19 protein-coding genes are annotated in these 23,675 nt (G+C 68.5%); 8 read left to right on the forward strand and 11 right to left on the reverse strand.

Going from position 1 to position 23,675, the window contains the following annotated elements; all coding sequences use genetic code 11:
- Positions 1 to 32: 32 nt before the first annotated feature.
- The 3 genes from DMC64_RS13935 to DMC64_RS13945 all read right to left on the reverse strand — a co-directional run bounded on the left by DMC64_RS13935 (position 33) and on the right by DMC64_RS13945 (position 2,432).
- Entirely contained in the window at positions 33 to 866 is an 834-nt protein-coding gene (locus tag DMC64_RS13935) for a bifunctional 5,10-methylenetetrahydrofolate dehydrogenase/5,10-methenyltetrahydrofolate cyclohydrolase (RefSeq protein WP_037338334.1), read from the reverse strand.
- A complete protein-coding gene (locus tag DMC64_RS13940; RefSeq protein ID WP_125733841.1) occupies positions 863 to 1,486 on the reverse strand; it encodes a cyclodeaminase/cyclohydrolase family protein in 624 nt (207 codons plus the stop codon). The genes DMC64_RS13935 and DMC64_RS13940 overlap by 4 nt, the downstream gene beginning before the upstream one ends.
- 121 nt (positions 1,487 to 1,607) lie before the next feature.
- On the reverse strand, positions 1,608 to 2,432 hold the full coding sequence (locus DMC64_RS13945; protein ID WP_125733842.1) for a peptidoglycan-binding protein: 825 nt from the start codon (positions 2,430 to 2,432) through the stop codon (positions 1,608 to 1,610).
- A 171-nt stretch (positions 2,433 to 2,603) separates the two neighbouring features.
- On the opposite strand from DMC64_RS13945, the gene DMC64_RS13950 reads away from it, so the two are divergent.
- From DMC64_RS13950 to DMC64_RS13960, 3 genes are all read left to right on the forward strand, one after another.
- On the forward strand, positions 2,604 to 3,059 hold the full coding sequence (locus tag DMC64_RS13950; protein ID WP_125733843.1) for a hypothetical protein: 456 nt from the start codon (positions 2,604 to 2,606) through the stop codon (positions 3,057 to 3,059).
- Positions 3,060 to 3,248: 189 nt separating this feature from the next.
- Complete coding sequence (locus tag DMC64_RS13955) at positions 3,249 to 5,582, forward strand: chitobiase/beta-hexosaminidase C-terminal domain-containing protein (protein ID WP_125733844.1); 2,334 nt, start codon at positions 3,249 to 3,251, stop codon at positions 5,580 to 5,582.
- A gap of 369 nt (positions 5,583 to 5,951) precedes the next feature.
- A complete protein-coding gene (locus DMC64_RS13960; RefSeq protein WP_125733845.1) occupies positions 5,952 to 7,277 on the forward strand; it encodes an aldehyde dehydrogenase family protein in 1,326 nt (441 codons plus the stop codon).
- Here DMC64_RS13960 and DMC64_RS13965 read toward each other — a convergent pair whose 3' ends face one another.
- Positions 7,278 to 7,946 carry a hypothetical protein gene (locus DMC64_RS13965; protein ID WP_125733846.1) on the reverse strand — a complete coding sequence of 223 codons (669 nt, stop codon included), beginning with the start codon at positions 7,944 to 7,946 and terminating at the stop codon, positions 7,278 to 7,280.
- Between the two features lie 167 nt (positions 7,947 to 8,113).
- Between DMC64_RS13965 and DMC64_RS13970 the strand changes: the two genes are divergently transcribed.
- Entirely contained in the window at positions 8,114 to 8,569 is a 456-nt protein-coding gene (locus tag DMC64_RS13970) for a DUF4383 domain-containing protein (protein WP_037338321.1), read from the forward strand.
- Positions 8,570 to 8,600: 31 nt separating this feature from the next.
- The gene (locus tag DMC64_RS13975) at positions 8,601 to 9,482 is read left to right on the forward strand and encodes a manganese catalase family protein (protein WP_037338319.1); all 882 of its coding nucleotides are present in this window, start codon (positions 8,601 to 8,603) and stop codon (positions 9,480 to 9,482) included.
- 314 nt (positions 9,483 to 9,796) lie between these two features.
- On the opposite strand, the gene DMC64_RS13980 is transcribed toward DMC64_RS13975, so the two are convergent.
- The 5 genes from DMC64_RS13980 to DMC64_RS14000 all read right to left on the reverse strand — a co-directional run bounded on the left by DMC64_RS13980 (position 9,797) and on the right by DMC64_RS14000 (position 16,308).
- The gene (locus DMC64_RS13980; RefSeq protein WP_125733847.1) at positions 9,797 to 10,012 is read right to left on the reverse strand and encodes a ferrous iron transport protein A; all 216 of its coding nucleotides are present in this window, start codon (positions 10,010 to 10,012) and stop codon (positions 9,797 to 9,799) included.
- On the reverse strand, positions 10,009 to 10,248 hold the full coding sequence (locus tag DMC64_RS13985) for a glutaredoxin domain-containing protein (protein WP_037338316.1): 240 nt from the start codon (positions 10,246 to 10,248) through the stop codon (positions 10,009 to 10,011). The genes DMC64_RS13980 and DMC64_RS13985 overlap by 4 nt, the downstream gene beginning before the upstream one ends.
- Before the next feature lie 3 nt (positions 10,249 to 10,251).
- Positions 10,252 to 13,140 (reverse strand): LuxR family transcriptional regulator, encoded by a 2,889-nt coding sequence (locus tag DMC64_RS13990; RefSeq protein ID WP_125733848.1) that lies wholly within the window; start codon positions 13,138 to 13,140, stop codon positions 10,252 to 10,254.
- Between the two features lie 89 nt (positions 13,141 to 13,229).
- A complete protein-coding gene (locus DMC64_RS13995; protein WP_016334466.1) occupies positions 13,230 to 13,424 on the reverse strand; it encodes a hypothetical protein in 195 nt (64 codons plus the stop codon).
- A 13-nt stretch (positions 13,425 to 13,437) separates the two neighbouring features.
- Positions 13,438 to 16,308 (reverse strand): type 2 lanthipeptide synthetase LanM family protein, encoded by a 2,871-nt coding sequence (locus tag DMC64_RS14000; protein ID WP_125733849.1) that lies wholly within the window; start codon positions 16,306 to 16,308, stop codon positions 13,438 to 13,440.
- A 256-nt stretch (positions 16,309 to 16,564) separates the two neighbouring features.
- Between DMC64_RS14000 and DMC64_RS14005 the strand changes: the two genes are divergently transcribed.
- Positions 16,565 to 17,797 (forward strand): acetyl-CoA hydrolase/transferase family protein, encoded by a 1,233-nt coding sequence (locus DMC64_RS14005; RefSeq protein WP_125733850.1) that lies wholly within the window; start codon positions 16,565 to 16,567, stop codon positions 17,795 to 17,797.
- Positions 17,798 to 18,422: 625 nt separating this feature from the next.
- Here the strand turns inward: DMC64_RS14005 and DMC64_RS14010 are convergent.
- Both DMC64_RS14010 and DMC64_RS14015 read right to left on the reverse strand, forming a co-directional pair.
- Positions 18,423 to 19,166 (reverse strand): hypothetical protein, encoded by a 744-nt coding sequence (locus DMC64_RS14010; protein ID WP_233629653.1) that lies wholly within the window; start codon positions 19,164 to 19,166, stop codon positions 18,423 to 18,425.
- A 379-nt stretch (positions 19,167 to 19,545) separates the two neighbouring features.
- Positions 19,546 to 20,655: a serine hydrolase gene (locus DMC64_RS14015; RefSeq protein WP_125733851.1), complete on the reverse strand. Its 1,110-nt coding sequence runs from the start codon at positions 20,653 to 20,655 to the stop codon at positions 19,546 to 19,548.
- A 233-nt stretch (positions 20,656 to 20,888) separates the two neighbouring features.
- Here DMC64_RS14015 and DMC64_RS14020 point away from each other — a divergent pair, with 233 nt between their 5' ends.
- A complete protein-coding gene (locus tag DMC64_RS14020) occupies positions 20,889 to 22,469 on the forward strand; it encodes an N-acetylmuramoyl-L-alanine amidase (protein ID WP_125733852.1) in 1,581 nt (526 codons plus the stop codon).
- A gap of 476 nt (positions 22,470 to 22,945) precedes the next feature.
- Complete coding sequence (locus tag DMC64_RS14025) at positions 22,946 to 23,650, forward strand: helix-turn-helix transcriptional regulator (RefSeq protein WP_199754975.1); 705 nt, start codon at positions 22,946 to 22,948, stop codon at positions 23,648 to 23,650.
- Positions 23,651 to 23,675: the final 25 nt, after the last annotated feature.

Genomic DNA, 23,675 nt, shown 5'->3' on the forward strand with positions numbered 1-23,675 from the left:
TCCTCAGTGGACTCGCCGCCTCCCTCGGTGGATCAGGACTGCGCGGCGGTGACGGTGTGCCGCAGCAGCAGCGACGTCGTGACGGGGCCGACGCCACCGGGGACCGGCGTGATCGAACCCGCGATCTCCTCGACCGCGGCCTGGTCGACGTCGCCGACGAGCCCGCCTTCGGGAGTCGGGTTCGTGCCGACGTCGATCACCACGGCACCGGGTTTGACGTGGTCCGCGCCGATGAAATGCGCGCGTCCGACGGCCACGACCAGGACGTCCGCGGCCTTGGTGACCGCCGCGAGGTCCTTGGTGCGCGAGTGGCAGACGGTCACCGTCGCGTGCTCGCCGAGCAGCAGCAGCGCGGCGGGCTTGCCGACGATGGTCGAACGGCCCACGACGGCGACCTGGGCGCCGGACAGGGCGACCTGTTCGCGCTTCAGGATCTCCAGCACCGCGGCGGCGGTGGCGGGAGCGTAGGTCGGGAGGCCGGCGGTGAGGCGGCCGAGGCTGACCGGGTTGGCGCCGTCGACGTCCTTGCGCGGGTCGATGTGCGCGCCGACGTCGTCGAGCGTCACGCCTTCGGGCAGCGGGGTCTGGCAGATGATGCCGTGGACCGACGGGTCCGCGGACAGTTCGTCGAGCTCGCGGGTGACGTCCGCGCCGGTCGGCTTCTCGAGCTGGACCACGCGGCAGTCGACGCCGACCTTCTTCGCGGCACGCTCGATCGAGCGCACGTACCAGGCGGTCGCGTCGTCGTCGGTCGGCACGAGCACGGCCAGCGTCGGGGCGGTGCCCGATTCCCGGAGCTTGGCGGCGGTCTCGGTGACCTCGGCGGTGATGGCGGCGGCGATCGCGCGCCCGTCGATCAGGGTCATCGGGCGAGCCTTTCGCGAACCTGGGCGATCAGGGCGTCGGCGCGCCCGGCCGCGGGGATGTACTCGGTGAGGCGGGCCTCGGTCTCCTTGCGGAGCTGCTCGTCCGCCATGGACGCGAGGTTGACCTCGACGTTGACCACGCCCGACTCGAGCGCGGACTTCGCGGACGAGGCCGCGACCGCGATGTCGGAGATGACGTTGGTGTTGGCGCCTTCGAGGATCGAGGCGGCGACGTCGATGACCTCGGCGGCGAGGGCGGCCGTGCGCAGCGGCACCTCGGCGGCGCCGACCAGCGCGGCCTGGATCGCGGCCGTGCGGGCCTGCTTCTCCTCGTCGGTGGCCTTGGGGAGCTTGTACGCGGCGACCACGGCGTCGAACGCGGCGGCATCGTCGGCGGCGAGGCCGAGAGCGCGCGCACGGAGGTCTTCGGCTTTGGCGAGCGCCTCGGTCATGGTGGCCTCGTGCTCGGCGTACTTCGGCTTGCCGATGGTCAGGTTGCACACCATGGAGACCAGGGCGGCACCGACCGCGGCGTTCATCGCGGCACCCGCGCCACCACCGGGCGTCGAGGCCTTCGATGCCAGCTCGTCGAGCCACTGACCGACCGGTTGAGCCTCCACGCGATGTTCCCTTCCCACTGGTTTTGCCGTCGCGCCGAAGCCTACCCGTGCGTTCCCGGACAGCCCGAAGGCCACCTTCGCGACGATCAATGTCGGCGAAGGTGGCCTTCGGTGAAGGTGTTCAGGAACGCAGGTACTCCTCCCACGTGAGCTTCGGCGACACGGCGGGGCCGTCGTCGGCACCGCGACCGGCGAGGCCGTTGTAGCCGAGGTAGTAGTCGCCCGCCTGGTGCTGCGCGCCGGACGACAGGTCCGGATCGGACAGCGCGATGGCGTGGATGTGGTAGGCGAAGCCCTGGTCCGGGGTCCGGACCCAAGCCGCGAAGCCGACCTGGCGCAGCTTCCGCGCGACGTCGGTCCGGGTGGTCGAGGACATGCCCTCGACACCGATGTCGAGCGCGCCGCCACCGTCGTGCGTCCCGGCCGAAGCGCCGACGCCGCCGGGGTTGTACGAGCCCTGCGTGATGGTGAGCTGCCTGCCGAGAAGACCCTCGGCCTTCACCAGCATCGCCTTGGTCCGGGTGTTCATCGTCTTGCCGTGGTAGGTCAGGCGGCTACCCGCCGAGACCACCGCGGTGACGGTGTAACGGTTCTCGCCCAGCCTCTCGAGCGACGTCTTTCCCGGCAGGCCGGAGGCGTCGATCCCGGTGTAGCCCAGCGACTTCTGGTAGCTGGAGTACGCCGTGATCGTCGACGTGCCGAAATGGCCGTCGACGTATTGCTGGTCGAGCAGCCCCTTGGCGGCCAGTGCCTGCTCCACCAGCAGCACACTGTCCTTGGCGCCGGGGGTCAGCGCGCTGTCCGCCCGGCGCGGGTCGATCTGCGCGGCCTTGAGCACCGCTTCCATGCTGGCCGTCGGCAACGCGGTCACTTCGGCGCCGGCCGGTGCGGCCACGCCGAAGGAGAGCGCGGTCGCTGTCGCGAGCACGGCTACCTTGGTCAACAATTCCTGCCTCCTGAACGGATCCGGTTGGTCCGGGCAGCATGGGCAGCGGGAATACAAGGGCCGTACAAACGAACCTTTCTCAGGTCTTTGTCGCCCGGTCGGGTGTCACTCCGGCGAAATCGGGAGTGAGCTGATAAGACTTCCGGTGGACGCCGAAAGGTCGAGACCCACATGGTGCTACGTACTCCGCCACCCTCAAGGGCTCATCTCAGACTGCTCGCGGCGGTGGACAAGGCCCCGCCTGCCCGGCGCCGGGACCGGTACGGCGAGATCGCCGACCGGCGGCTGGCCGCGATCCTCGCCGCGGAGGACGTGGCGGAGGAACACGGGCTGAGCGCACACGTCCGGACGACCTGTTACGTCCACCGCCGCTGGGTGCATCAATGCATCTCGGATCCGATGCATGTCCTGATCGTCACCGGGCATCGGTGGTGCCGCCGCTGCGATCGCACGGTAGAAGTCCGGGTCGACGAGACCTTCCCGGGTTCGATCGAGCTCTTCTGTGACGGCTGTGGGGTACCGCCGGACACGGTCGCGAACCGCGAGGTCCTCCGCGCCTGCCGGACCAGCCTGAGCGCGATGCACGGTGGGGGAGTGTCGACTCTCTACGTCGTCCCAGACCGCTGACCGGCACCCGAACGGACCGCTTGGCGACGCCGAACGCCCCCGTCGGCATGGGCCGTCCGGGGTAGTTGGTGGTTTGGACCACCAGTGTTACCGAAGCGTGATCTGGACATATCGCACGGACGGCTACTTTGTTGTGGCGCGCAACGAATTGCTTCGCCCGTGGATTTCCAACGCCGGAGGTGTCACGACGTGAACCGGATCTTTGTGCAGCCCGAACGGCGGAAAGGGGTCCGGGGCGCGCTCGCCCTCGGCCTTTCCGCACTCCTCATCGCGGCGGGAATCGGTGGTGCCACCGCCGCGGCCGCCGACTACAGCCAGAGCGCCGCGTCGTTGAACGCGACCCAGGCGCAGTTCTCCTTCACGCCGGCGAGCCCCGCGCGCTACGTCGACATTCACTACACCGGCGTTCCGGGAGTGGGGCAGCAGAACGTCCGCATGACCGACAACGGGGGCACGTGGCGGCACACCGTCGGCTCGCTGTCGGCCGGCACGGTGCTCGACTACTGGTTCACCTACGAGAAGAACGGGCCGCAGTACGACACCCCGCACTTCACCTACACCCACGGCGGCAGCGGCACGACGGTCGCGTCACCGACCTTCGATCCGCCGGGTGGCAGTTACCCGAGCGCCCGTTCGGTGACGCTGTCGAGCGCGACCTCCGGCGCGACGATCAGGTACACAGTGGACGGTTCCACGCCGACGGCGTCGTCCACTGTGTACACCGGGCCTATCACGGTCTCCGCGTCCTCGACGATCTCCGCGATCGCGCTCAAATCCGGTTCGGCGAACTCCCCGGTGGCGTCGGCGAGCTACACGATCGGATCGACACAGGCGACCTGCCCGGCTCAGGCCGAGGTGCCGGACTTCGGCCCGAACGTGCGGATCTTCGACCCGGGGATGTCCGCGGCGTCGATCCAATCCCGGCTCGACGCGGACTTCAACGCGCAGAAGGACACCCTGACCGCGCAGTTCACCGAGCGCCGGTACGCGCACCTGTTCAAGCCCGGTGTGTACAACGGCATCCACGACAACGTCGGCTACTACACCTCGGTCGCGGGCCTCGGGCAGAACCCGGGCGACGTGGTGATCAACGGCGACGTGACGGTCGACGCGTTCAACGAGTCGGACAAGGGCGTGGCGCTGCAGAACTTCTGGCGCTCGGCGGAGAACCTCGCCGTCGTCCCGAGCAGCGGCTCGACCCGCTGGGCCGTCGCGCAGGCCGCGCCGTTCCGCCGGATGGACATCCGAGGCGGACTCCAGCTCTACCCGGCCAGCTACGGGTTCGCGAGCGGCGGCTACACCGCCGACACCAAGGTCTCGGGACAGGCCGCTTCGATCTCCCAGCAGCAGTGGTACACCCGGGACAGCAGCTACGGCAGCTGGGACGGCGGCGTCTGGAACATGGTCTTCTCCGGGACGAGCGGCGCTCCCGCGAACACCTTCCCGAACCCGCCGGAGACGACGCTCGGCACCACGCCGGTGTCCCGCGACGTCCCGTACCTCTACCTCGACGGCTCCGGCAAGTACCGCGTGTTCCTGCCCTCCTTGCGCACCAACGCTTCTGGGCCCAGCTGGGCCAACGGCAGCACCCAGGGCTCTTCGCTGCCGATGAGCCAGTTCTACGTCGTGAAGGCGGGGGACACGGCGTCGTCGATCAACACCGCGCTTTCCCAGGGCTGCAACCTGTTCTTCACGCCGGGCGTCTATCACCTGAACCAGACGCTGAACGTGACCAAGGCGAACACCGTCGTCCTCGGTGTCGGCTACCCGACGCTGGTGCCGGACAACGGCGTCGACGCCATGAAGGTCGCCGACGTGGACGGCGTCCGGCTCAAGGGGCTGCTGTTCGACGCCGGAACGACCAACTCGCAGTCGCTGCTCACGGTCGGACAGGCGGGCTCGACCGCGAACCACGCGGCGAACCCGACGACCTTGCAGGACGTGTTCTTCCGGATCGGCGGTCAGATCGCGGGGAAAGCGACGAACAGCCTGATCGTCAACAGCCGTGACACGATCATCGACCACATCTGGGCCTGGCGGGCCGACCACGGCAACGCGGGCACCTACGGCTGGACGATCAACACCGGCGACACCGGCGTTGTCGTCAACGGCGACAACGTGCTGGCGACCGGCCTGTTCGTCGAGCATTACCAGAAGTACCAGGTGATCTGGAACGGGCAGAACGGCAGGACGATCTTCTTCCAGAACGAGATCCCCTACGACGTCCCGGACCAGGCGGGCTGGAAGAGTCCCAACGGGCTCAACGGGTACGCCGCCTACAAGGTGGGGGACAACGTGACCACGCACGAGGCGTGGGGGCTGGGCAGCTACTGCTTCTTCAACGACAACCCTTCGGTGAATCTGTATCACGCGTTCGAGGTGCCGAACCGCTCCGGCGTCCGGTTCCACAATCTGGTGACGGTCTCGTTGAACTACAAGGGGACCATCACCCACGTGATCAACGACGCCGGGGCGGTGACGCCGCCGGACACGCGGCCGAGCAACCTGGTGAGCTATCCGTAACTGCCGGGCGCGGCACCGCACTCACGTGATCAGCGGCGGTACACCCCGAGTGCGGCCTCCAATCACGCGAGTTACGTCCCTGATCACGTGAGTCACGCCTTCGCGCACGCCGCGCCTGTGTCCAGTCCGTGAAGGCCTCCTTCACTACCTTCAGGGTAGGCAAGGAGGCCTTCACGGACTTTCGGCCAGCAGGAACAGAGACGCGGCACCGCACTCACGTGATCGAAGACGGAACTCGCGTGATCAAAGGCGGAACACCCCGAGTGCGGCCTCCAATCACGCGAGTCACGTCCCTGATCACGCGAGTCACGCCTGCAGCTTCTTGTATAACGCCCTATACCGCCCAGCGCTGGGCATCCGTCAGCATCCATGGTTAGGCTCAAAGCCATGACCAGCAGCGATGCCTCCGCCGTCGTCGAAGAACTGCGCACCCTCTTCCGTTCCGGTGTCACGAAACCGGTGGAGTGGCGGCGAACGCAGCTCACGGGCTTGCGGAAGCTCCTGTCCGAGCAGGCCGACGTCTTCCTCAAGGCGCTCTACGCCGACCTGCGCAAGAACGCCGCCGAGGCGAAGCGCGCGGAGATCGCGCTCGTGCGGAACGAAATCGATCACACGCTGGAGAATCTCGACTCCTGGCTGAGCCCGGAGCCCGCCGGCCTGCCGTATCCGTTGCGACCGGCCGACGGCCGCGTCGTTCGCGAGCCGCTCGGGGTGGCGCTGATCATCGGGCCGTGGAACTACCCGCTGCAACTGGTGCTCGCGCCGCTGGTCGGCGCGCTGGCGGCGGGCAACTGCGCGGTCGTCAAGCCGAGTGAGCTGTCGCCGAACACCTCGGCCGCGATCGCGGAGCATCTGCCGAACTACGTCGAGGGCGTCCGTGTCGTCGAAGGCGCGATCCCCGAGACGACGGCGTTGCTGGAGCAGAAGTTCGACACCATCTTCTACACCGGCAACGGAACGGTCGGGCGGATCGTGATGGCCGCGGCGGCGAAGCATCTCACGCCGGTCACGCTGGAGCTGGGCGGGAAGAGCCCGGCGATCGTCGAGCCGGGGGCGGACCTCGCGGTGACCGCCCAGCGGCTGGCCTACGGCAAGTTCGCCAACGCGGGCCAGACCTGCGTCGCGCCCGACTACGTCCTCGCGATCGGCGACACCGGCCCGAAGCTGGCGGAACACCTGGCCGAGACCGTCCGAGCGATGTTCGGCGACGACCCGGCCACCAGCGAAGCCTACGGCCGGATCATCTCGACCCGGCACCACGACCGGCTCGCCGCCCTGCTGGAAAACGGAACCGTGGTCGTCGGCGGTCAGGCCGACCGCGACGAGAAGTACATCGCGCCGACCGTGCTCACCGATGTCCCACCGGACGCCCCGGTGATGCGGGACGAGATCTTCGGTCCGATCCTGCCGATCATCGATGTACCCGACGTCGACGCCGCGCTGGCGTTCGTCAACGAACGCGACAAGCCGCTGGCGCTGTACGCCTTCACCGAATCGGAGGAAACCAAGCGCAGGATCGAGACGGAGACCTCGTCGGGCGGACTGGTGTTCGGCGCGGCGATCATCCATCTCGCGGCGCCGGAACTGCCGTTCGGCGGGGTGGGGGAGAGCGGGATGGGTCGCTATCACGGCCGCTATTCGATCGAGAACTTCAGCCACGTGAAGGCGGTGCTGGACAAGCCGCTCGCGGGATGATCAGCGTCCTTCGCGGCTGCCCTCGTAGGCGCGCTCGCGCAACCCGGTGAGCCAGCGGGGCCGCAGCTCCCAGCCGGGGGGAGCGTTCAGCATCGGATCGAAGGCGGGGCGCGAAGCGTCTTCGTCCACTTCATGGAGGGTGAGCGTCGCGCAGGGCTTCCGATGCCCGTTCGCGCGGACGGTCTCGACGAGGTAGGTCACCGGTCCTTCCTTCACCAGTCGGCTCAAGGCGTCGAGTGATGCCTCGGCACGCCGCGGCGTTTCCGCGCGGGCCGATAGCCAGACCAGTTCGCGGTTCACTCGATAGGGCAGCAACGAACTGAAGCGGCCGGTGGTCCAGGATCGCGCCGGCCTCGGCACCACCCGGACAGCGGAAGTGGTCAAAGTGAGGTCCCACGGATCGCCGTCGGCGGCGGGAACGCGGACCGCAAGCCCCAGCGCGTCGGGTACACGACCCGGGAGACCGGCCCCTTTGGACATCCGCACGGTGACGGTCACCGGTTCCGGCGGCAGCGGGATGTCGTCGCGGCTCAAAGCGTGAAGCTCGCCTTTGAGCAGTAGGCCGTTCGGGTGGAACGCTCGCGCTCCGCGCAGTGCGGAGAGGGCGTGGAAGCCGGCCCGGAAAAGCCTGCCGACCGGCCCTGCCTGCGGTGCGTCGTGCTCGGCCACGATTTTCGTCCTCCTTGCCGGATGAGTACCTGGCGGTGGCTACCCCGGCGGCCTCGGATTACACGGTAATTCCCACGAATTCGAAAACACAGATTCCCCGGTGTGACCGGCTCCGCCACGGGTACTCGACGTTCCAGAAGCTCATTCCACCTGGATCGGAGGAAAGCATGACTGCATCGCCGGCCACCGTTCGGCGGGCTCCGCGCCAGCTCATCGCCCTCGGCGTGGGCGCGGTCTTCCTGCTCGTCGGCATTCTCGGCTTCATTCCCGGCATCACGACGAACTACGAGCAGCTGAGCGGGGCCGGACACGAGTCCGGCGCCTTGCTGCTGGGCGTGTTCCAGGTTTCGATCCTGCACAACATCGTCCATCTGGCGTTCGGCGTCGCGGGCATTCTGCTGGCCCGGACGGCGAGCGGCGCGAAGGCGTTCCTCGTCGGCGGCGGGGTGATCTACCTCGTGCTGTGGCTGTACGGCCTGTTGATCGACCACGGGTCGGCGGCGAATTTCGTGCCGGTCAACAGCGCCGACAACTGGCTGCACCTCGGGCTGGCCGTCGGGATGATCGCGCTCGGGCTCATTCCGCTTTCCGGTTCGAAGGCGCCGATCGCCGACTCCCGCTGACCCGTTCTTCTCAAATATTCGGAGGTAATCAGTGTTCCGTCACACCAAATCGCTCCAGTTCGAGGCCAAGCCGGAAAAGCCGGACGCCTTGTACGCCCGAAAGCTGCAGGAACTCATCGGCGGCGCCTACGGCGAAATGACCGTGACCATGCAGTACCTCTTCCAAGGCTGGAATTGCCGGATCGAGGGCAAGTACAAGGATTTGATCATGGATACGGCGACCGAGGAGATCGGGCACGTCGAGATGCTCGCGACGATGGTCGCCCGGCTGCTGGAAGGGGCACCCGCCACCACGGTGGCCGAGGCGGCGAAGGATCCGGCCACCGCGGCGATCCTGGGCGGGATGGATCCCCAGCAGGCGATCATCTCCGGTGGCGGGGCCACCCCGAGCGACAGCCAGGGCTACCCCTGGAACGGCCGCTACGTCGTCGCGTCGGGCAACCTGCTCGCCGACTTCCGGGCGAACGTCGCGGCCGAGGCGCAGGGCCGGTTGCAGACGGCCCGGCTGTACAACATGACCGACGACCCGGGCGTGAAGGCCATGCTGCAGTTCAACCTCGCCCGCGACACGGTGCACCAGAAGCAGTGGCTCGCCGCGATCGAGGAGCTCAAGGCCGACGGCCTGGAAAGCGACATCGCGCCGACGGCGTTGTTCGACGAAGAGAACCAGGACCACAACAACACCGTGTGGCATCTGTCCGACGGGCCGGACGGCGCGAAGGGCGGCTGGAGCTTCGGCGAGGACGGGATCGAGTACCTGATGGATCCGGAGCCGCTCGGCGGTCCGGGCACCGCTCCGAAGCCCGATCCCGCGCTGTTCGGCACCTATGCGCCGCTGCAGGACGCCGTCGGGACGGTCAAGGGCAAGGCCAAGGACGCGAAGAAGAAGGCCACGAAGTCACGGAAGAGCTAATCCCGTTCGCGATGGGGCTCACGGTCCGTGGAGTGCTGGAGATGTCGCGAAAGCCACTTTCGCAACCCCCGCGGCGACGGCCGAGGCCGAGTCCTATTGAGTGTCGTCCGTCCAGACACGAATGGCGTCCCACCGGTCACGCGAAACCGCTCGACCGTAGGCACCTAAGACCCCCACTCACGAGGCGTGCCCCCTGCAGTACGTGAAGGCCTCCTTGCCTACCTTCAGGGTAGGGAAGGAGGCCTTCACGGACCTGCGGCCAACGGCCACCCGATTCAGTAGGTACCTAAGGCAGCCTTGGGTTCCAACCGTCCTTACCCCTCACGAGGCATGCGTGGAACCGGAGGCGGCGGCACCGTCTTCGCCAGGACGATGTCCGCCAGCCGGATCGTCGCGAGTCCGCGTTTGGTCTCCACCGTGCATTCCGTGTCGTCACGGGAGCGCAGGTAGCCGAGGGCGTCGGTGAATCCGCCTTCGATCCGGTACCGCACGACGACCCTCGTGCCGACCGGGACGTCCGGGAGGGTCACCGGTTCAGGTGCGCGGTGAGCTCGTCGTCGCTCGGCTCGACCAGGTGGGTGCCGTCCGGCCAGACGATGGTCGGGATCCGCCGCTCACCGTTCTGCAGCGCGCGCACCGTCTCCTCCGCGCCGGAGTCCGCTTCGACGTCGATGTAGTCGTACTCGACGCCCTTCGAGTCCAGCAGGGCCCGGCTGCGTTTGACGTCGGGGCACCAGCCGGCGCCGTACACGATGAGGTCGCTCATGGCTCACAGCATGCCAGGTCGCGGTCCGGCGGCGTGTTCGGCGAGGGCCGCACGGTCGGCGAGCCCGGTCTTGGCCAGCAGGCTCGCGACATGCTTCTCGACCGTCCGGGGCGAGATGTGCAGGCGGGCGCCGATGTCCTTGTTCCCCATCCGCTCGGCGAGCAGCACGAGCACCTCGTATTCACGCACGGTGACTCCGGCCGCGCGCAGGTCGCCGGGTACGCGGTCGACCCCGGAGCGCCGCTGCCGGACGGGCGCGCCGAGCTTGCGGAGCAGGGTCCGGCAGGCGGCCGCCACCGCTTGGATGTCCCTGCCGTGGAAATACTCTTCGGCCTCCTTGAGCCACCCTGCCGGATCGCCCCAGCCGTCGGCGGCGGCCGGCTCGGCGATGAGCCGGAGCCCGAGATGGCGGGCCAGGGGATAGGGCGCCGACGTCTCCAGCGCGGAGGCCACCGCTCGTTCGGCTTCGGCCGCGTCACCGCGCCTGCCGTGCTCGACGGCGCGCGCGAATTCGACGAACTGCCGGTTCCATCGCATCCCGCTCACCGCGGAGCCGTCCTCCGGGCAGGGCGCGCCGCCGAGGGTGTCGACGAGCGTCCTGAGCCCGTGCTGGCCGGCGAGGTGGAACCGGCTCGGCCGCCGGTCCTCCAGCTCGACGACCTGGCCGAGTTCGCGGCGGGCCCGGTCGAAGTCCTCTTCGAGCAGCGAACAGAAGACCCGCGCCAGCCCGATGCTGAGCACCATCTCCTGCGCGTTCTCGCCGCCGCTCTCGCGGAAGTCGTCGAGTGCCTGCTCCATCGCGGGACGGTCCGCCCGGTGCCCGGCCGACATCGCCCTGGTCATATGCGCGTACTGCAGTAACGCGGTCAGCCGGAGCCTGCCCAGCACGGCGAGGTTCTCCGCGAGCAGCGAGTGCGCGGTGCCGAAATCGCAGCGCAGGATCGCGTGCATGGTGCGCACGGAATCGACCGCGCAGTGCAGCGTGATCGACCCGGTCCGCTGGGCGTCGGCGCGGGCGAGCAGCAGGGTCTGCTCGTCGCCGTTCATCAGTACGCGATGTCCGCCGAGCCGGACCAGCGCCTGGGTCCGCAGATGGTGCAGATGGTTGTCCTCGGCGGTCCGCCGCGCGAGTTGCATGTAGTGCTCGGATTCGCTGAGGTCCCGTGACAGCGCGAGCATGCCGAGCACCTGCAACGCCTGGCAGACGACGAACGGCTGGTCAGTCGCCTCGGCGACCTTCCACGCCTGACGCGCGAGCCGCTCGGCCGTGCCGGTCTTGCCGGGGACGTCGAGCCAGAGGTTCGCTTCGACGGCGTCGAGTGCCGCCTGCTGAGCGGGGGTGATCGCCGAGCCGAGCGGAGCGCGGGCGCGTTCGATCTGGCCGAGGCATTCGTCGTGCCGTCCCGCGATGTAGGCGGCCCAGGCCAGCTGGGTGCGCAGTTTCGCGGCCCGTTCGAGCGTGCCGATCTCGCCGAACGCCGCGGAAAGCTCGACGGCCCGGTCGAACTGACCGGTCTGCCCGAGCGCGTGCACCAGCGTCTCCAACACCTCGGCCCGATCACCCGCGTCGGCCCCGGCGAGCAGATCGAGGGCCTTGGTGAGCATCGTGACCGCGGAGTCCGCGGCACCCGCGTCGAGAGCGCGACGGCCGGTCTCCGCGAACAGCCGGCCCGCGGCCCGCTCGTCCAGGGCGGTCAGCCGGAGCGACGCGACGAGCGCGCACAGGTCGCCCGGCAGTCCCGGGTACAGCTCCTCGACGGCGTCGGCGGTCTGCCGCGCGAGTTCCGCCTTCCGCGCCGGTGACTGGCGCGCCAGCAACGCTTCCGCGGTCAGCGGATGACGGAAGGCGTACCAGCCGGGCGTCATCTCGTCGGTGGTCACCAGGTTCGCGGAGACCGCGGCGCCCAGGTGGTTGTGCAGTGTCCGGTCGTTGGTCCCGGTGACCTTCTGCACCACCGTCAGCGGGAAGCGGCGGCCGATGATCGCCGCGACCGAAAGCAGTTCGCCCGCCTGCTCGCCGAGTTGCTCCATCCGGGCGCCGATACTGGTGACCAGCGCGGCGGGAACGCGGGCGCGGAGCTCGCCGATGACGCGCCAGCCGTCACGGCCTTCGACCAGCAGACCGTCGTTCACCATGCCGTGGAGCAGTTCCTCGACGATGAACGGAAGGCCTGCGCTGTTGCGCCACAACAGTTCCGTTGCGGTCGGTGGCAGCAGCCCAGGATCGGTCTCGAGACAGGCGGCGGCGAGCGCGTGCGTGTCGGCGAGGCCGAGCCTGCCGAGTTCGACGACGGCGCAGCTCATCCGCTGCGCTCCGGAAATCGCCAGGCGCAGCGCGTCGGAGGGCTCGTTGCGGAGCGTGCCGACGAACAGGGTCTGCGCCGCGGGCAGGTTGTCGACGAGGTATTCGAGGATGAACAGCGTCTCGGCGTCGGCGTCCTGGAGATCGTCGAGGACCAGGAGCGCACCGCGGTCGCGGCTGGTGACGGCCAGCAGCCGGAACACCGCTTCGGCGAGCACCATCAGGGAGCCCGACTCCCGGGGCCGGTCTCCTCGGCTCCAATCCGGGATGAGCTGGGCGAGCACGGGGATGAACGGGTCGAGTTCAGTCACCTCCGGCGGGCCCCCGCCGCGGAAATGCGAAAGCAATGCCTGGGTGAGCGGACGGAACGGGACGAGCGGGCCGATCGAACTGGCCCTGCCCTGCAGCACCGGGATGTCGGCGGCGACCGCCCGCGAGGCGGCTTCGACGGCGAGCCGGGATTTGCCGATGCCGCCTTCGCCCACGAGGAAGATCGCGCCGCCGCGACCCGCGATGGCGCGATCGAGAGCCCCGGAGAGCTCGGCCAGTTCGGCGTCGCGGCCGATCACCCGCGACGAACGGATACCCACCGCCGTGACTATAGCGAGCGGATTCCGCTGTCACGGCCAAAAGTTGATCACGAAGGCGGGCGGCGCGAGCCCGCCTCCGTGAGCCTGTCTTAAATCCAGCCGCCGGTGAAGACGCTGACGACGGACGGCGAACCGGTGTCCGTGGACAGGGTGGCGAGCGGGTTGGCGCTCAGCCGCGGCTTGCTGCCCGCCAGCGCGTGGTTGCGCGAGCCGACCTCGAGGGCGCGCGGCAGGTTCACGGCGCCGAGGACGTCTTCGGTGGCGGGCAGATCTCTTTCGTACATGTGGTTCTTCTCCTCATACTCGGTTTACCGGCGGAAAAACGGTGGCCGCGGGATGCGGCCGGTCGGGGCGGAGCAGGAGCGCGGAAGGGACCCGGTCGCCGAATCCCAGCCGCAGCAGGCCGTAGCCGATCCCCGCCAGGCCACTCAGCAGCCCTGGCGAGGGGACCGCGCCGGGTGTCCCGCAGCGGGCACCGCGCTGGTCGATGGCGGCGAGCAGATGACCGGTCCGGCGGCGTACCGCGGCCGCGGCGCCAGTGTGCCCGTTCTCCGCCAGCACGCACAACACGTCCAGCACTCCGGACTCGCCGTGGCACAGGCTGAGATCCTTGAGCGGTGCCCCGTCGGTCAGCCGTCTGATCGTCCGGTCCAGGTCCCTGGCGTGGTCGGGATCGGGCAGGTGCGCGGCGATTCCGAGGGCGTCGCCCGCGAGTCCGTCGCACCAGCCGCCGGTGCTTTCCGCCCGATCGTCCGCCTTTCGGGGTGGTTCTTCGCCGGGACGGTCGTGTGCCCGCAGGACCCAGTCGATCCCGGCCGAACCGCGGGCGAAAGCCCTCTCCGATGGACGTTCGCGTTCGAGCAGTTGTGCGGCATAGCGGTCGGCTCGCGCCAGCGCCGTCTCCAGTCCTGTTTGGACATACACCGAACGCATCGAGGCGACACCGCCGGCGAGTCCGGTCGTGAACCCGGAGGGCGTTTCGGAGGTGGCCTCGGGCATCAGCTCGACGGCCTGCTCGATGAGGTCACTCGCGGGAAGCCCGACCAAAGTGCTGAGCCGGGCGATCGTGTACGCGACACCGCCGAGCCCGAGAAGCCCACCGCAGCCGGCGGTGGCGGCAAGCTCGCGATCGGCGCGGAGCGTGGCGAAGAGGCCGGGAAGCGGGCTGATCGCGTACGCGGCCAGATCGCGGTACCGCGCGATCCCGGTCAGCTCGGCGAGCTGGGCGAGGAACAACGCCACACCGCAGTAGCCCTCGCCGAGGCCCGCGCCCATCGGGAGAACGGTCCAGTAACGGTCGTCGACGAGCTCGATGCCGAGCCAGTTGGAGCGATGCTCGTCGGAGAAGGCGTTGGCGACGATCTGGTCGGCGATCCCGCACGCGGTGACCAGCAGCCGTTCCGCGTCCGGCGCCTGATTCGGCACCGCCGTTTCCGCGGTCTCGCCGCCACCGTGGTGGCCGTCGGCCGCCGTGCTGATGGCGAGGGTGGCCGAGATCAGCCATTCCTGGTCCCGCTGGTCGAGCGGATCCATGTCGGCGACCTTCGCCAGCACGGTGTCGAGCGACGGCTGTTCGACGACCCCTTCGACGCTTTCGCCACGTGAATCCAGCAGCGACGTCGAACCGGGGTTCGAGGTGAACATCGGCACGTCGCCCGCCCACAGATCGTCCCGCTCGTGCGGCACCAGCCGGAGCAGCTTCTCCTCCCGCACCGAGTCCTCTTCGAGCAGGTCGAACGCGTGGTCGCGGTCGGCGGCGTCGCGCAGCAGGTCGGGATGGGTGGTCTCGTCCAGCAGGCGGGAGTAGAAGTTCGTCGGCCGGATGAGCACCCGGATGGGGTCCTCGGCGCAGCGCCGGAGAAGCTCGGCGAGTTCGTCCCGTCCGGTGGAGATCGCGTCGTAGCCGAGCCGGAATCCTGCCAGCAACGCCGCGCTGTGTTCGGCGGGGGCGACGTCGCGACCGTCGAGGCGGGGCAGGTTGTTGCTTCCGGCGAGTTCGCCGGGCACCCGGACCAGCCGCATCCGGTCGGTCCCCGCGTCGGCCCAATCGACCCGGTCGGTGGGCAGTTTTCCACCGCGGCCGGCGAGTCCGGAGATGTCGACGGCACCGTGCTCGCCGGCGAAGAGCTGCGGGAGCAGCAACGTGCGCTGCACCGACCGCGCCAGCATCGCCGCCGCGGGATCGCCCTCCGGCGGGACGGGCGGGGACGGCTGGAACAGGGTCTCGATGTCGATCAGCACCGGCTGGTCGCCGCAGGCGATGATGTTCTCGTAGTGGACGTCGGTGGCGTCCAGCGCGTGCAGGAGCGCCAGCAGGATGCCCTGCCTGCGGTAGAAGCGGTCGACGTCGCCGAGATCGGCGCACGGCCGATGTTCGACGAACCGGAGCCAGCCGTATCCGTCACGCGTCAGTGCGTCGGCGGTGCGCAGTTCGAGCCCGGGCAGTCGTTTGTTGAGCTGTTCGACGACGTCGGTGAAGCGCTCGTGCAGGATCAGCGAGCGCGGTTTGTAGATCACCTTGGCGCCGCTGGAGAAGCGGAGCAGCTTGACCGAACGTCCGCGGGCGTGCGAGTCACCGAACCCGCCCGCGACCTCGACGAGCGTGCCGAGTTCGCCGTCGATGACCGAGCAGGGCAGCAAAGCCGCGTCGGCCGAGAACCGGGCGAGCGTTTCGGCGTGGGCCTCGGCGGCGTACAGGCAGGCCTGGGCCAGGAGCCGGGCCAGCACCGGGTACTCGCCGAACAGCTGGACCAGCCCGGCCGGAGTGGATTGCCGGCGCACGAAATCCGAGAAGCGCTCTTCGGGCGTCTCGCCCTGGAGGGCACCGGCCTTGCGGGCGCGATGGAGTTCGAGGACCAGTGTGCGGACCGAGAGGTTGAGCAGGTGCTGGTCGAGTTGCGTGGCGAAACCCTGGCGAAGCGCATCGACGTCGGCGCCGGGGAGATCGTCCGGGACCGCGTCACGCGAGGCGGCGTCGACGAGAGACCTGAAGACCCCGGCGAACTGCACACGCCAGTCACCGACTGGGGGGCGCTCCGGCAGAAGCGTGGTGACAGCGTGTTCGGCGAAGTCGGCCCAGAGGGGCTTGTCCGCTGTCCGTTCGCGCGGGGTCCGGCCGTGGTCCCACCACCTCGGCGGCAGGGACGTCGCCGATGGTGGGGGCGTCACGGCGGTAATGCTTTCAGCCCGGCGCGGTACGCACATGGGGGCGGCACCCCCACATTCAGCGCACACACGAAGATGTCCGGAGAGTGACCGCCGGGCACGGACGGTGGCCGTTCGACGCCGCACCGGAATATGGGGTCCCGGCACCCATGCGCGGGCACCGGTCCCGGTCGCACCATGGTCGGGCGGGGCCGGACGCGGGCCGGTTTCTGGGGGTCCGGCCCGCGCCGGCGAGGGGCTTCTCGGGCATGATCGGCTCATGCGCGTCTTGTCGGAGAGCCAGCTCGGTTCCGTTCTCGCGGGCGTGCCCGCTTCGCGGCCGCGAGTGGTGGTGAGCGGGAACTTCGCCACGCCGATGCGGGCGCTGAAGGTGCTCGACGCGGCACTGGCGGAGTACCGCTTGTTCGCGTTGAACGCGCAGGCCGGCATGCCGGACCGTGAGGGTGTCCTGCTGGAGACGCCGTTCGTGGGCGCGGGTATGCGCGGCCGTCCCGGGCTGCGGTACTTCCCGTCGCGGCTGTCGCTGGTGCCGCAGCTGCTCAAGCACTCGCTGCCGCCGGACGTCGTCCTGCTGCACACCTCGGCCCCGCTGGACGGCGTGGTGTCGCTGGGAACGGAGGTGAACATCCTTCCGGCCGCCATCGAGGCGGTGCGGGCCCGTGGCGGCCTGGTCGTCGCGCAGCTCAACCCCGAGATGCCGTTCACCTACGGCGACGGTGTCGTGCCGGTCGACGAGATCGACTACGGCATCGAGGTGGTGGAGCCGCTGCTCTCGCCGGTCCCGCGGCCGGTGGGGGACACGGCGCGGACCATCGGTGAGCGGGTGGCCGGGCTGGTCGAGGACGGCGCGACCCTGCAACTGGGCATCGGCGGGATCCCCGACGCGACCCTGGCGGCGGTGACCGGACGGCGCGGGCTCGCGATCTGGTCGGAGATGTTCAGCGACGGCGTCCTCGCGCTCGACCGAGCGGGGGCTCTCGATCCGGCGGAACCGGTGACGGCGTCGTTCGTGTTCGGCAGTGCGGACCTGTACCGCTGGCTCGACCGCAATCCGCGGATCCGCCTGCTGCGTACGGAAAAGACGAACGATCCCGCCGTGATCGCCCGCCAGCGCGGTCTGGTCTCGGTGAACAGCGCCCTCGAAGTCGACCTGTACGCCCAGGCCAACGCGAGCCGGGTGCGAGGGGCGATCTACTCGGGGTTCGGCGGGCAGACCGACTTCGTGGTCGGAGCGCTGCATTCGCCCGGTGGCCGGGCGATCATCGCGCTGCCGTCGTGGCATCCGAAGGCCGACGTCTCGACGGTCGTGCCCCGGCTGACCGGTCCGGTGACGTCGTTCCAGCACAGTTTCGTGGTCAGTGAGAACGGTGTCGCGACCATCTGGGGCAACGACGCGAGCGAGCAGGCGCGGCAGATCGTCGACCAGGTCGCGCATCCTTCGGCGCGGGAAGAACTCGTGGCGCGGGGCAGGGAACTGGGCTTCGCGCTTTAGCCGTATTTCTTTCCGGCCGGAAAACCGGAACCCGGTAAAGGGACACGAACGTGCCCCTTTACCGGGTCGCAAACACGAGGGGCCGACCCGCGCCAACAGATTGGCCCCCGTCAATCCCTGTGCTTAGAGCGTCAGACCAGCCATCCGAGCACGTGGGCCAGGTGCGCGAGCAGACCCGAAATGAGGTCGTGACCGTGGTGCACGTGCTGGGTGAACATCTGCATTGAGGGGCTCCTTGTTCGGATTTCGTGTTCGGTTGTGCTCTCGCGAGGAGCGATCGAAGATTTTCACCACGTTGGCGACCTGTCAAAAAACGATTTCCCGGGCGTTCGGCGGGTCGTGAATCTTCCTACGATAAACACGTAAGTCTTTCGTGTTTTGCGCCAGGGGTGGGTTGCGGGAGCGGTGACACCGTGCGTAGCGGGGCTGCGGTGAGCTGATGTGGACGGTGAGCCTCCGCTACGGCAAGTGGGCGGCGGCGTGACACGAACCGGTGATCCACATGCCACGAATGGTGAGTCGGCGAGAATCACCGATACGGGTGACGGCCCCAGGGGGAATCTGGGCGGGCTGGCCGATCTCGCGTGATTGAAGGCGTAACTCGCGTGATTTGAGGCGTAGCTCGTCACGGATGGATGGGCGCGCCCCAGTCGTAGAGCTCCAAGGGAATGGCTTTGACCGCTCGGGCCTTGGAATCGAGGTAGCGGCACGAGATGCCGGGCACGTAGATCCACTCGCCGACGACTGACGACCCGGACGGCCGTCGCCGGGTGGAGTCGAATCCGAAGCGCACGTGCTCGGGCATGTCACAGGCCGTGTACTCGGTGCTGTTCTGGTAGCGCAGCACCGCCTCGACCTGGTCGCGGATGATCGGCCCGGCGGTGATGTCCGCCTTGTAGGAGACGGTCCCTTGTTCGGTGCGGCCGTTGGTCAGTCCGGTGCCCTGGAACTTGATGTCGCGCAGGACGTAGTCGTAACCCTCGCCGAGATAGGTGACCGTGCAGGTCACCGTGGTGGTGCGGCCCGGGTCGAACGCGGGACACGACGAGCGCGCCGCGGGGTCGAGGCGATGCGCGAATCTGGTCACTTTTTGCAGTGCTTCCCAGGCGATCCGTTCCCGCAGCGGCGCGGAATCCGCGGGCTTGGGCGGCAACTTGCTCATATCCGGCTCGGGGTACTTCGCCGGGACCGCGCCTTGACGCAGCGACGAAAGATCGACCGACGGCGTCGTGCTCGTGGGTGCGGTGGTCGCCGGAGACGAAGGTTGCGTGCTGGGCGGGGGAGCCGTCGGAGAACTGCATGCTGCCGCGAACAGGAGCAGTGCCGCCCCCGTCGAGCGTCCGAGGACGGTGCCTTTCACGCCGGTCATCTCCGATCTCGCTGATTCGATGACCAGTTCCCCCGGTCCCTCCGGGAAGAAAACTAGCGGGAAAGCAGCTGCGGAATGAGCGTAAAAATGCCGTTCCCGGTGAATTCGTTCAGCGTCGTCGGTGATCGCGCCAGAGTGCCCCGATTCTGCTGGGTCGTTCGGCCCACGGCCTTCACCGGCGTCGCGGTGACGTACTGAGTCCGTACTCGAAAGCCGCCGTCCGGAGCCGGCGGCAGGGTGATGGGGATGTCGGCATCGGATCCGCAGTCCCGTGGTGCCGGGGATGGGGAAGGCTCCGGCAATGTGCAGGGGACTTCGCGGTCCCCGGGGGAGAAAATGTTGTCCTCGAAGAAAATCGTGCTCGTGGACCGGCGGAGCATCAGCAGAAGACCTCGGTGAGCAACTTGACGAACGCCGGGTTCGGATCACCTCCGGCCGGCGCGCTCGTGGCCGAAAGCTCCAGCCGCTTATGGGTGTCCGGCGTGGTCAGCAGCTGCGAGGAATAGCCGGGGATACCGCCGCCGTGGCCCCACACCCGGGTGCCGCACGTCAGGGTCCGCACCTGCAGGCCGAGGCCGTACTCGGGGCTGACCGCGGTGGTCTTCGAGATCTCCTTCTGCTGCGCGGGTTTGAGCAGCCTGCCGTCGGCCAGCGCCACGCCGAACGTGTCCAGGTCGCGGGTCGTCGAGATGATCTCGCCCGCAGCCCACGCGACCGACGGGTTGAGACGGGTGATGTCGTTCGGCTTGCCCGCCACGGACACGTAGCCGTGGGCGTGCGGGCCGCTGATGTCGACGTCGTCGCCGGGAACCTCGGTGTCGTGCAGGCGCAACGGCTTCAGGATTCGCTGCTCGACCGCCTTTTCGTACGGCCTGCCGGTCAATCGTTCCACCAGCAGACCCGCGATCACGTAGTTGGTGTTGGAGTAACTCCACCGGGTTCCGGGCTCGAAGTCGAGCGGCTTGCCGGTCGAGATCTTGAGCAGTTCCTGCGGTGTCCAGTGCTTGTAGCGGATCTTCTCGAACTCGGCCGGGTCGAGCGGCAACGCGTCGGTGTAGTTGTAGAGGCCGCTGGTGTGCTGCAGAACCTGGCGCACGGTGATGCGGCCGTCGATCGAGCCGGGCAGGTAGCGGACGACCGGCGCGTCCAGGTCGAGCTTTCCCTCGCCGGAGAGTTGCAGCAGCACAGTCGATACGAACGTCTTGGTGATGCTGCCGACGCGGAACCGGCCGTTCTCCGGGACCGGGCGGTTCAAATCCAGCTCCGCCTTGCCGGAGCGTGCGGTGAAACGCTGGTGGCCATCGGTCACCCTGGCTTGCGCGCCGAGCGCTCCTCCGGTCGTGGTGAGCTGGTCCAGTGCCTCCTGCACGACCTTGCGGTCGGCGCCGGCATCGGCCAGCGCGGTGCCCGTGGTGGCGATCAGGCCGGCTGTGGTGAGCGCGGCGACAAGCCGGATCCTCAGCGAAGGACGCGAGAGTTTTCCGTGCATGATGCGAAAATCCCCCTTAGAAGCCCGAAGGCCTTTCCCCGGACGACGGTGAGCCGACGCTAGCGCCCGACGTTCACCACCCGCAGTACCCGAAAATCACAACCACCCGAACAGAGCAGATCACGCGGGAGCGGCTGATCCGTTCGCCCCACGTTTCCCCACATCGAAAACCGTGGAACACCCCTTGTCGCTGCTGGTTTGCTCGACGCGACCCGCGAACCAGGGGAGGTTTCATGAAGCGATCATTGGCCACGTCACTGGCGGTCACGGGGGTCTTGGTGACATCACTGATCCCGGTGACCGCGTCCGATGCCGCGCTGCTGGCGAGACCGGACTATCCCGCCGCACGGTGGGTAGCCGCCGATCCAAGCAACTGGGGTAGCCGAGACGGCGAGACCATCACCGATATCGCCTTGCACACCTTCGATCCCGTACCACCCGCGGTACCGGACTACGACGGCACGATCCGGTTCTTCGCCAATCCGAACGACGCTCAGACGAGCGCGCACTACGTGATCCGCTCCAGAGACGGGGAAATCACGCAGATGGTGCAGAATCAGGATCGGGCCAATCATGTGCGCGGTCACAACGGCAACACGATCGGCATCGAGCACGAGGCGACCAGCCGCGAAGAGAAGTGGTACACCGACATCATGATGCGTTCGTCGGCCGCTTTGGTCCGCGATCTTTGTGAACGTTATCTGATTCCGCGGACGGGCAGTTCCGACCCGGACGAGCAGAGCGGTGGCATCAGAGGGCACAACCAGTTCTCCGGTCACGAGGGCAACTCCGATCCCGGCAGGTACTGGTACGAACGGCACGATGCCTATCTGCAGAAGGTCCGTGGTGGCAAGCGCGACGCGGCCGTGCCGTTCGGCGGGCAGTACCAGATCTTCCAGCGTCAGCGGGACCACAGCGTCCACCAACGGGTATGGGACGGTTCGGCGTGGCGTGGCTGGGCCGACCTCGGTGGATCGTTCTCGGGCGAGCCGGCCGCCGTCGCGTTCGGGCGGCAGATGCACCTGTTCGGGATCGACAGGGCGACCCGTCAGCTGCGCACCCGATACTGGGATCCGTCCGGCGGTTGGTCGAACTGGGCGGAACCCGGCGGGACACCGGTCCGGCTGCGGGGCAATCCGTCCGCGGTCGTGATCGGCCAGAGCCTCCACGTCTTCGCCCGCGGCGAGAACAACCATGTCTACGAGGCACGCTGGTCCGATGGCGCGTGGCGGTGGACGAACCTCGGCGGCACGGTCGTCGGCGATCCGGCCGCACTCGATTTCGGCGGGCAGGCCCAGGTGTACGCGCTCGGCTCCGACCAGCGGCTGTACAGCAACGTACTCGGTGGCTCGGGATGGGGCGGTTGGGCGAAGAGCGGCGAGCCCGGCGCGAGGTTGACCGGCACGCCTTCGGTGATCCGTTTCGGCGGTCAGGCACAGGCGTTCGTGCAAGGGCTCAACGGCAACGTGTATCACGCCGTTTGGAACCGGGAAGGTGGATGGATGTGGCACAACCTGGGCGGTGCGATCTTCGGTGACCCGTCCGCCACGGTCGTCGGATCCACGGTCCGGGTGGCGGCCCTGGGCACCGACAGTCAGCTCTGGACCGACTCCTGGTCGGCGAACGGCTGGACCGGCTGGCAAAAGGCGGCGGGCGGGCTGGCCGGCGGCCTCACCGGGACGCCGACGGCGATGGCCTTCGGGAACCAGCTCCAGGTCACCGTGCAGGGGTTGAACGGGCGTGCCCGCCAAGCCGCCTGGCAGCCCGGCAGCAACTGGTGGTGGGCCGACCTGGGCGGCACGGCGGCGAACTAGCGGCGACGGCGCGTACGCCGTGGCCGGCGACCCGACCGCGTCCGCCGGCCACGGCGTCCCTGTGCCCACGAGACGGTTTCGGCCAAGCGGGCGAAGCACACCGGCCCGCTTGATCCGATCGGCGGGTGTTCCGTCCCGCATATCGGCAACATCATGGAAATAGTGCGACAGAGCGCTGCGGGCAAGCAACCTCGGGGGGAGCCAGGGTGCTGCGAATTCACTTCACCGACGCGGATGTTTCGCGGGTCACTATCGCGGAGGACGTCGATGCCTCTTGGGAGACGCTGTTCAGTCTCCACCTTCTACAAGAACCCGACGAAATCCTTTCTTTCGATCATTGGCGGCGTCGGATAAGAGCGGAAATTCCCGCTTGGATTCCGCTTCTTCTGGAGTTGGCGCCGCCTCGCGGCTATTCCGCGGACTTTCTCACTCCGGGACGTGGAGACGCCGACTCGGATACTGTGATCGATCGGATCATGTCCACTCCACGCCGTCGGTTGCGGGACGACGTGGCCTGTCTCGCGGATCGGCGGCCACCGACGCCGTGGACGCGCAAGCTGGCGGACGGCGATGTCACCGCCCTGCGGCAACTCGGTACCGCTCTGGACCGGTATTACCGGCGGGCGGTCGCCCCGTATCGGGGGCGGCTGCGCGCGCACGTCGAGGCGGACCGATCGCGGCGCGGCAAGGCCCTGCTGACCGGTGGGGTCGACCGGCTGCTCGCCACCCTTCATCCGCGGGTCGAGTGGCGTCCACCGGTGCTGCGGGTGCTCGACTACGTCGACCAGGACCTCCATCTGGACGGGAGAGGTCTGGTGCTGCTTCCGTCGCACTTCTGCCGCCACCATCCGGTCACCCTGAAAGACGCCGACCTGCCCCCGGTGCTCGCCTATCCGGTGAACTCCGGTTTCGCCTGGCTCACGCCGGACAGGCCGGCCATGCAGGATCCGGTCACCAGCCTGCTGGGTCGCACCCGGGCCGCCACCCTCCGCGCCAGCACCACCGCGGTCACCACGACGGATCTGGCGCGCCGGATCGGGCTGTCCCCGCCCAGCGCGAGCAAGCACGCCAGGGTGCTCCGGGAGGCCGGTCTGATCACCACCCGGCGCGATGGCGGCGCCGTCGTCCATCAAGTGTCCGGCCTTGGCGTGGCGGTTCTCAACGGTGAGTTGCCCGCCTGAATCCTCACCCACCGTCCACGACATG

This window comes from Amycolatopsis sp. WAC 04197, from assembly GCF_003947475.1.
GTDB lineage: Bacteria > Actinomycetota > Actinomycetes > Mycobacteriales > Pseudonocardiaceae > Amycolatopsis > Amycolatopsis japonica.

Bases quoted from the DNA above. Each gene is read 5' to 3' on its own strand.
- DMC64_RS13935 (WP_037338334.1), bottom strand. From the start codon at position 866: ATGACCCTGATCGACGGGCGCGCGATCGCCGCCGCCATCACCGCCGAG.
- DMC64_RS13950 (WP_125733843.1), top strand. From the start codon at position 2,604: ATGGTGCTACGTACTCCGCCACCCTCAAGGGCTCATCTCAGACTGCTC.
- DMC64_RS13960 (WP_125733845.1), top strand. From the start codon at position 5,952: ATGGTTAGGCTCAAAGCCATGACCAGCAGCGATGCCTCCGCCGTCGTC.
- DMC64_RS13970 (WP_037338321.1), top strand. From the start codon at position 8,114: ATGACTGCATCGCCGGCCACCGTTCGGCGGGCTCCGCGCCAGCTCATC.
- DMC64_RS13985 (WP_037338316.1), bottom strand. From the start codon at position 10,248: ATGAGCGACCTCATCGTGTACGGCGCCGGCTGGTGCCCCGACGTCAAA.
- DMC64_RS13995 (WP_016334466.1), bottom strand. From the start codon at position 13,424: ATGTACGAAAGAGATCTGCCCGCCACCGAAGACGTCCTCGGCGCCGTG.
- DMC64_RS14005 (WP_125733850.1), top strand. From the start codon at position 16,565: ATGCGCGTCTTGTCGGAGAGCCAGCTCGGTTCCGTTCTCGCGGGCGTG.
- DMC64_RS14010 (WP_233629653.1), bottom strand. From the start codon at position 19,166: ATGACCGGCGTGAAAGGCACCGTCCTCGGACGCTCGACGGGGGCGGCA.
- DMC64_RS14015 (WP_125733851.1), bottom strand. From the start codon at position 20,655: ATGCACGGAAAACTCTCGCGTCCTTCGCTGAGGATCCGGCTTGTCGCC.
- DMC64_RS14020 (WP_125733852.1), top strand. From the start codon at position 20,889: ATGAAGCGATCATTGGCCACGTCACTGGCGGTCACGGGGGTCTTGGTG.
- DMC64_RS14025 (WP_199754975.1), top strand. From the start codon at position 22,946: ATGTCCACTCCACGCCGTCGGTTGCGGGACGACGTGGCCTGTCTCGCG.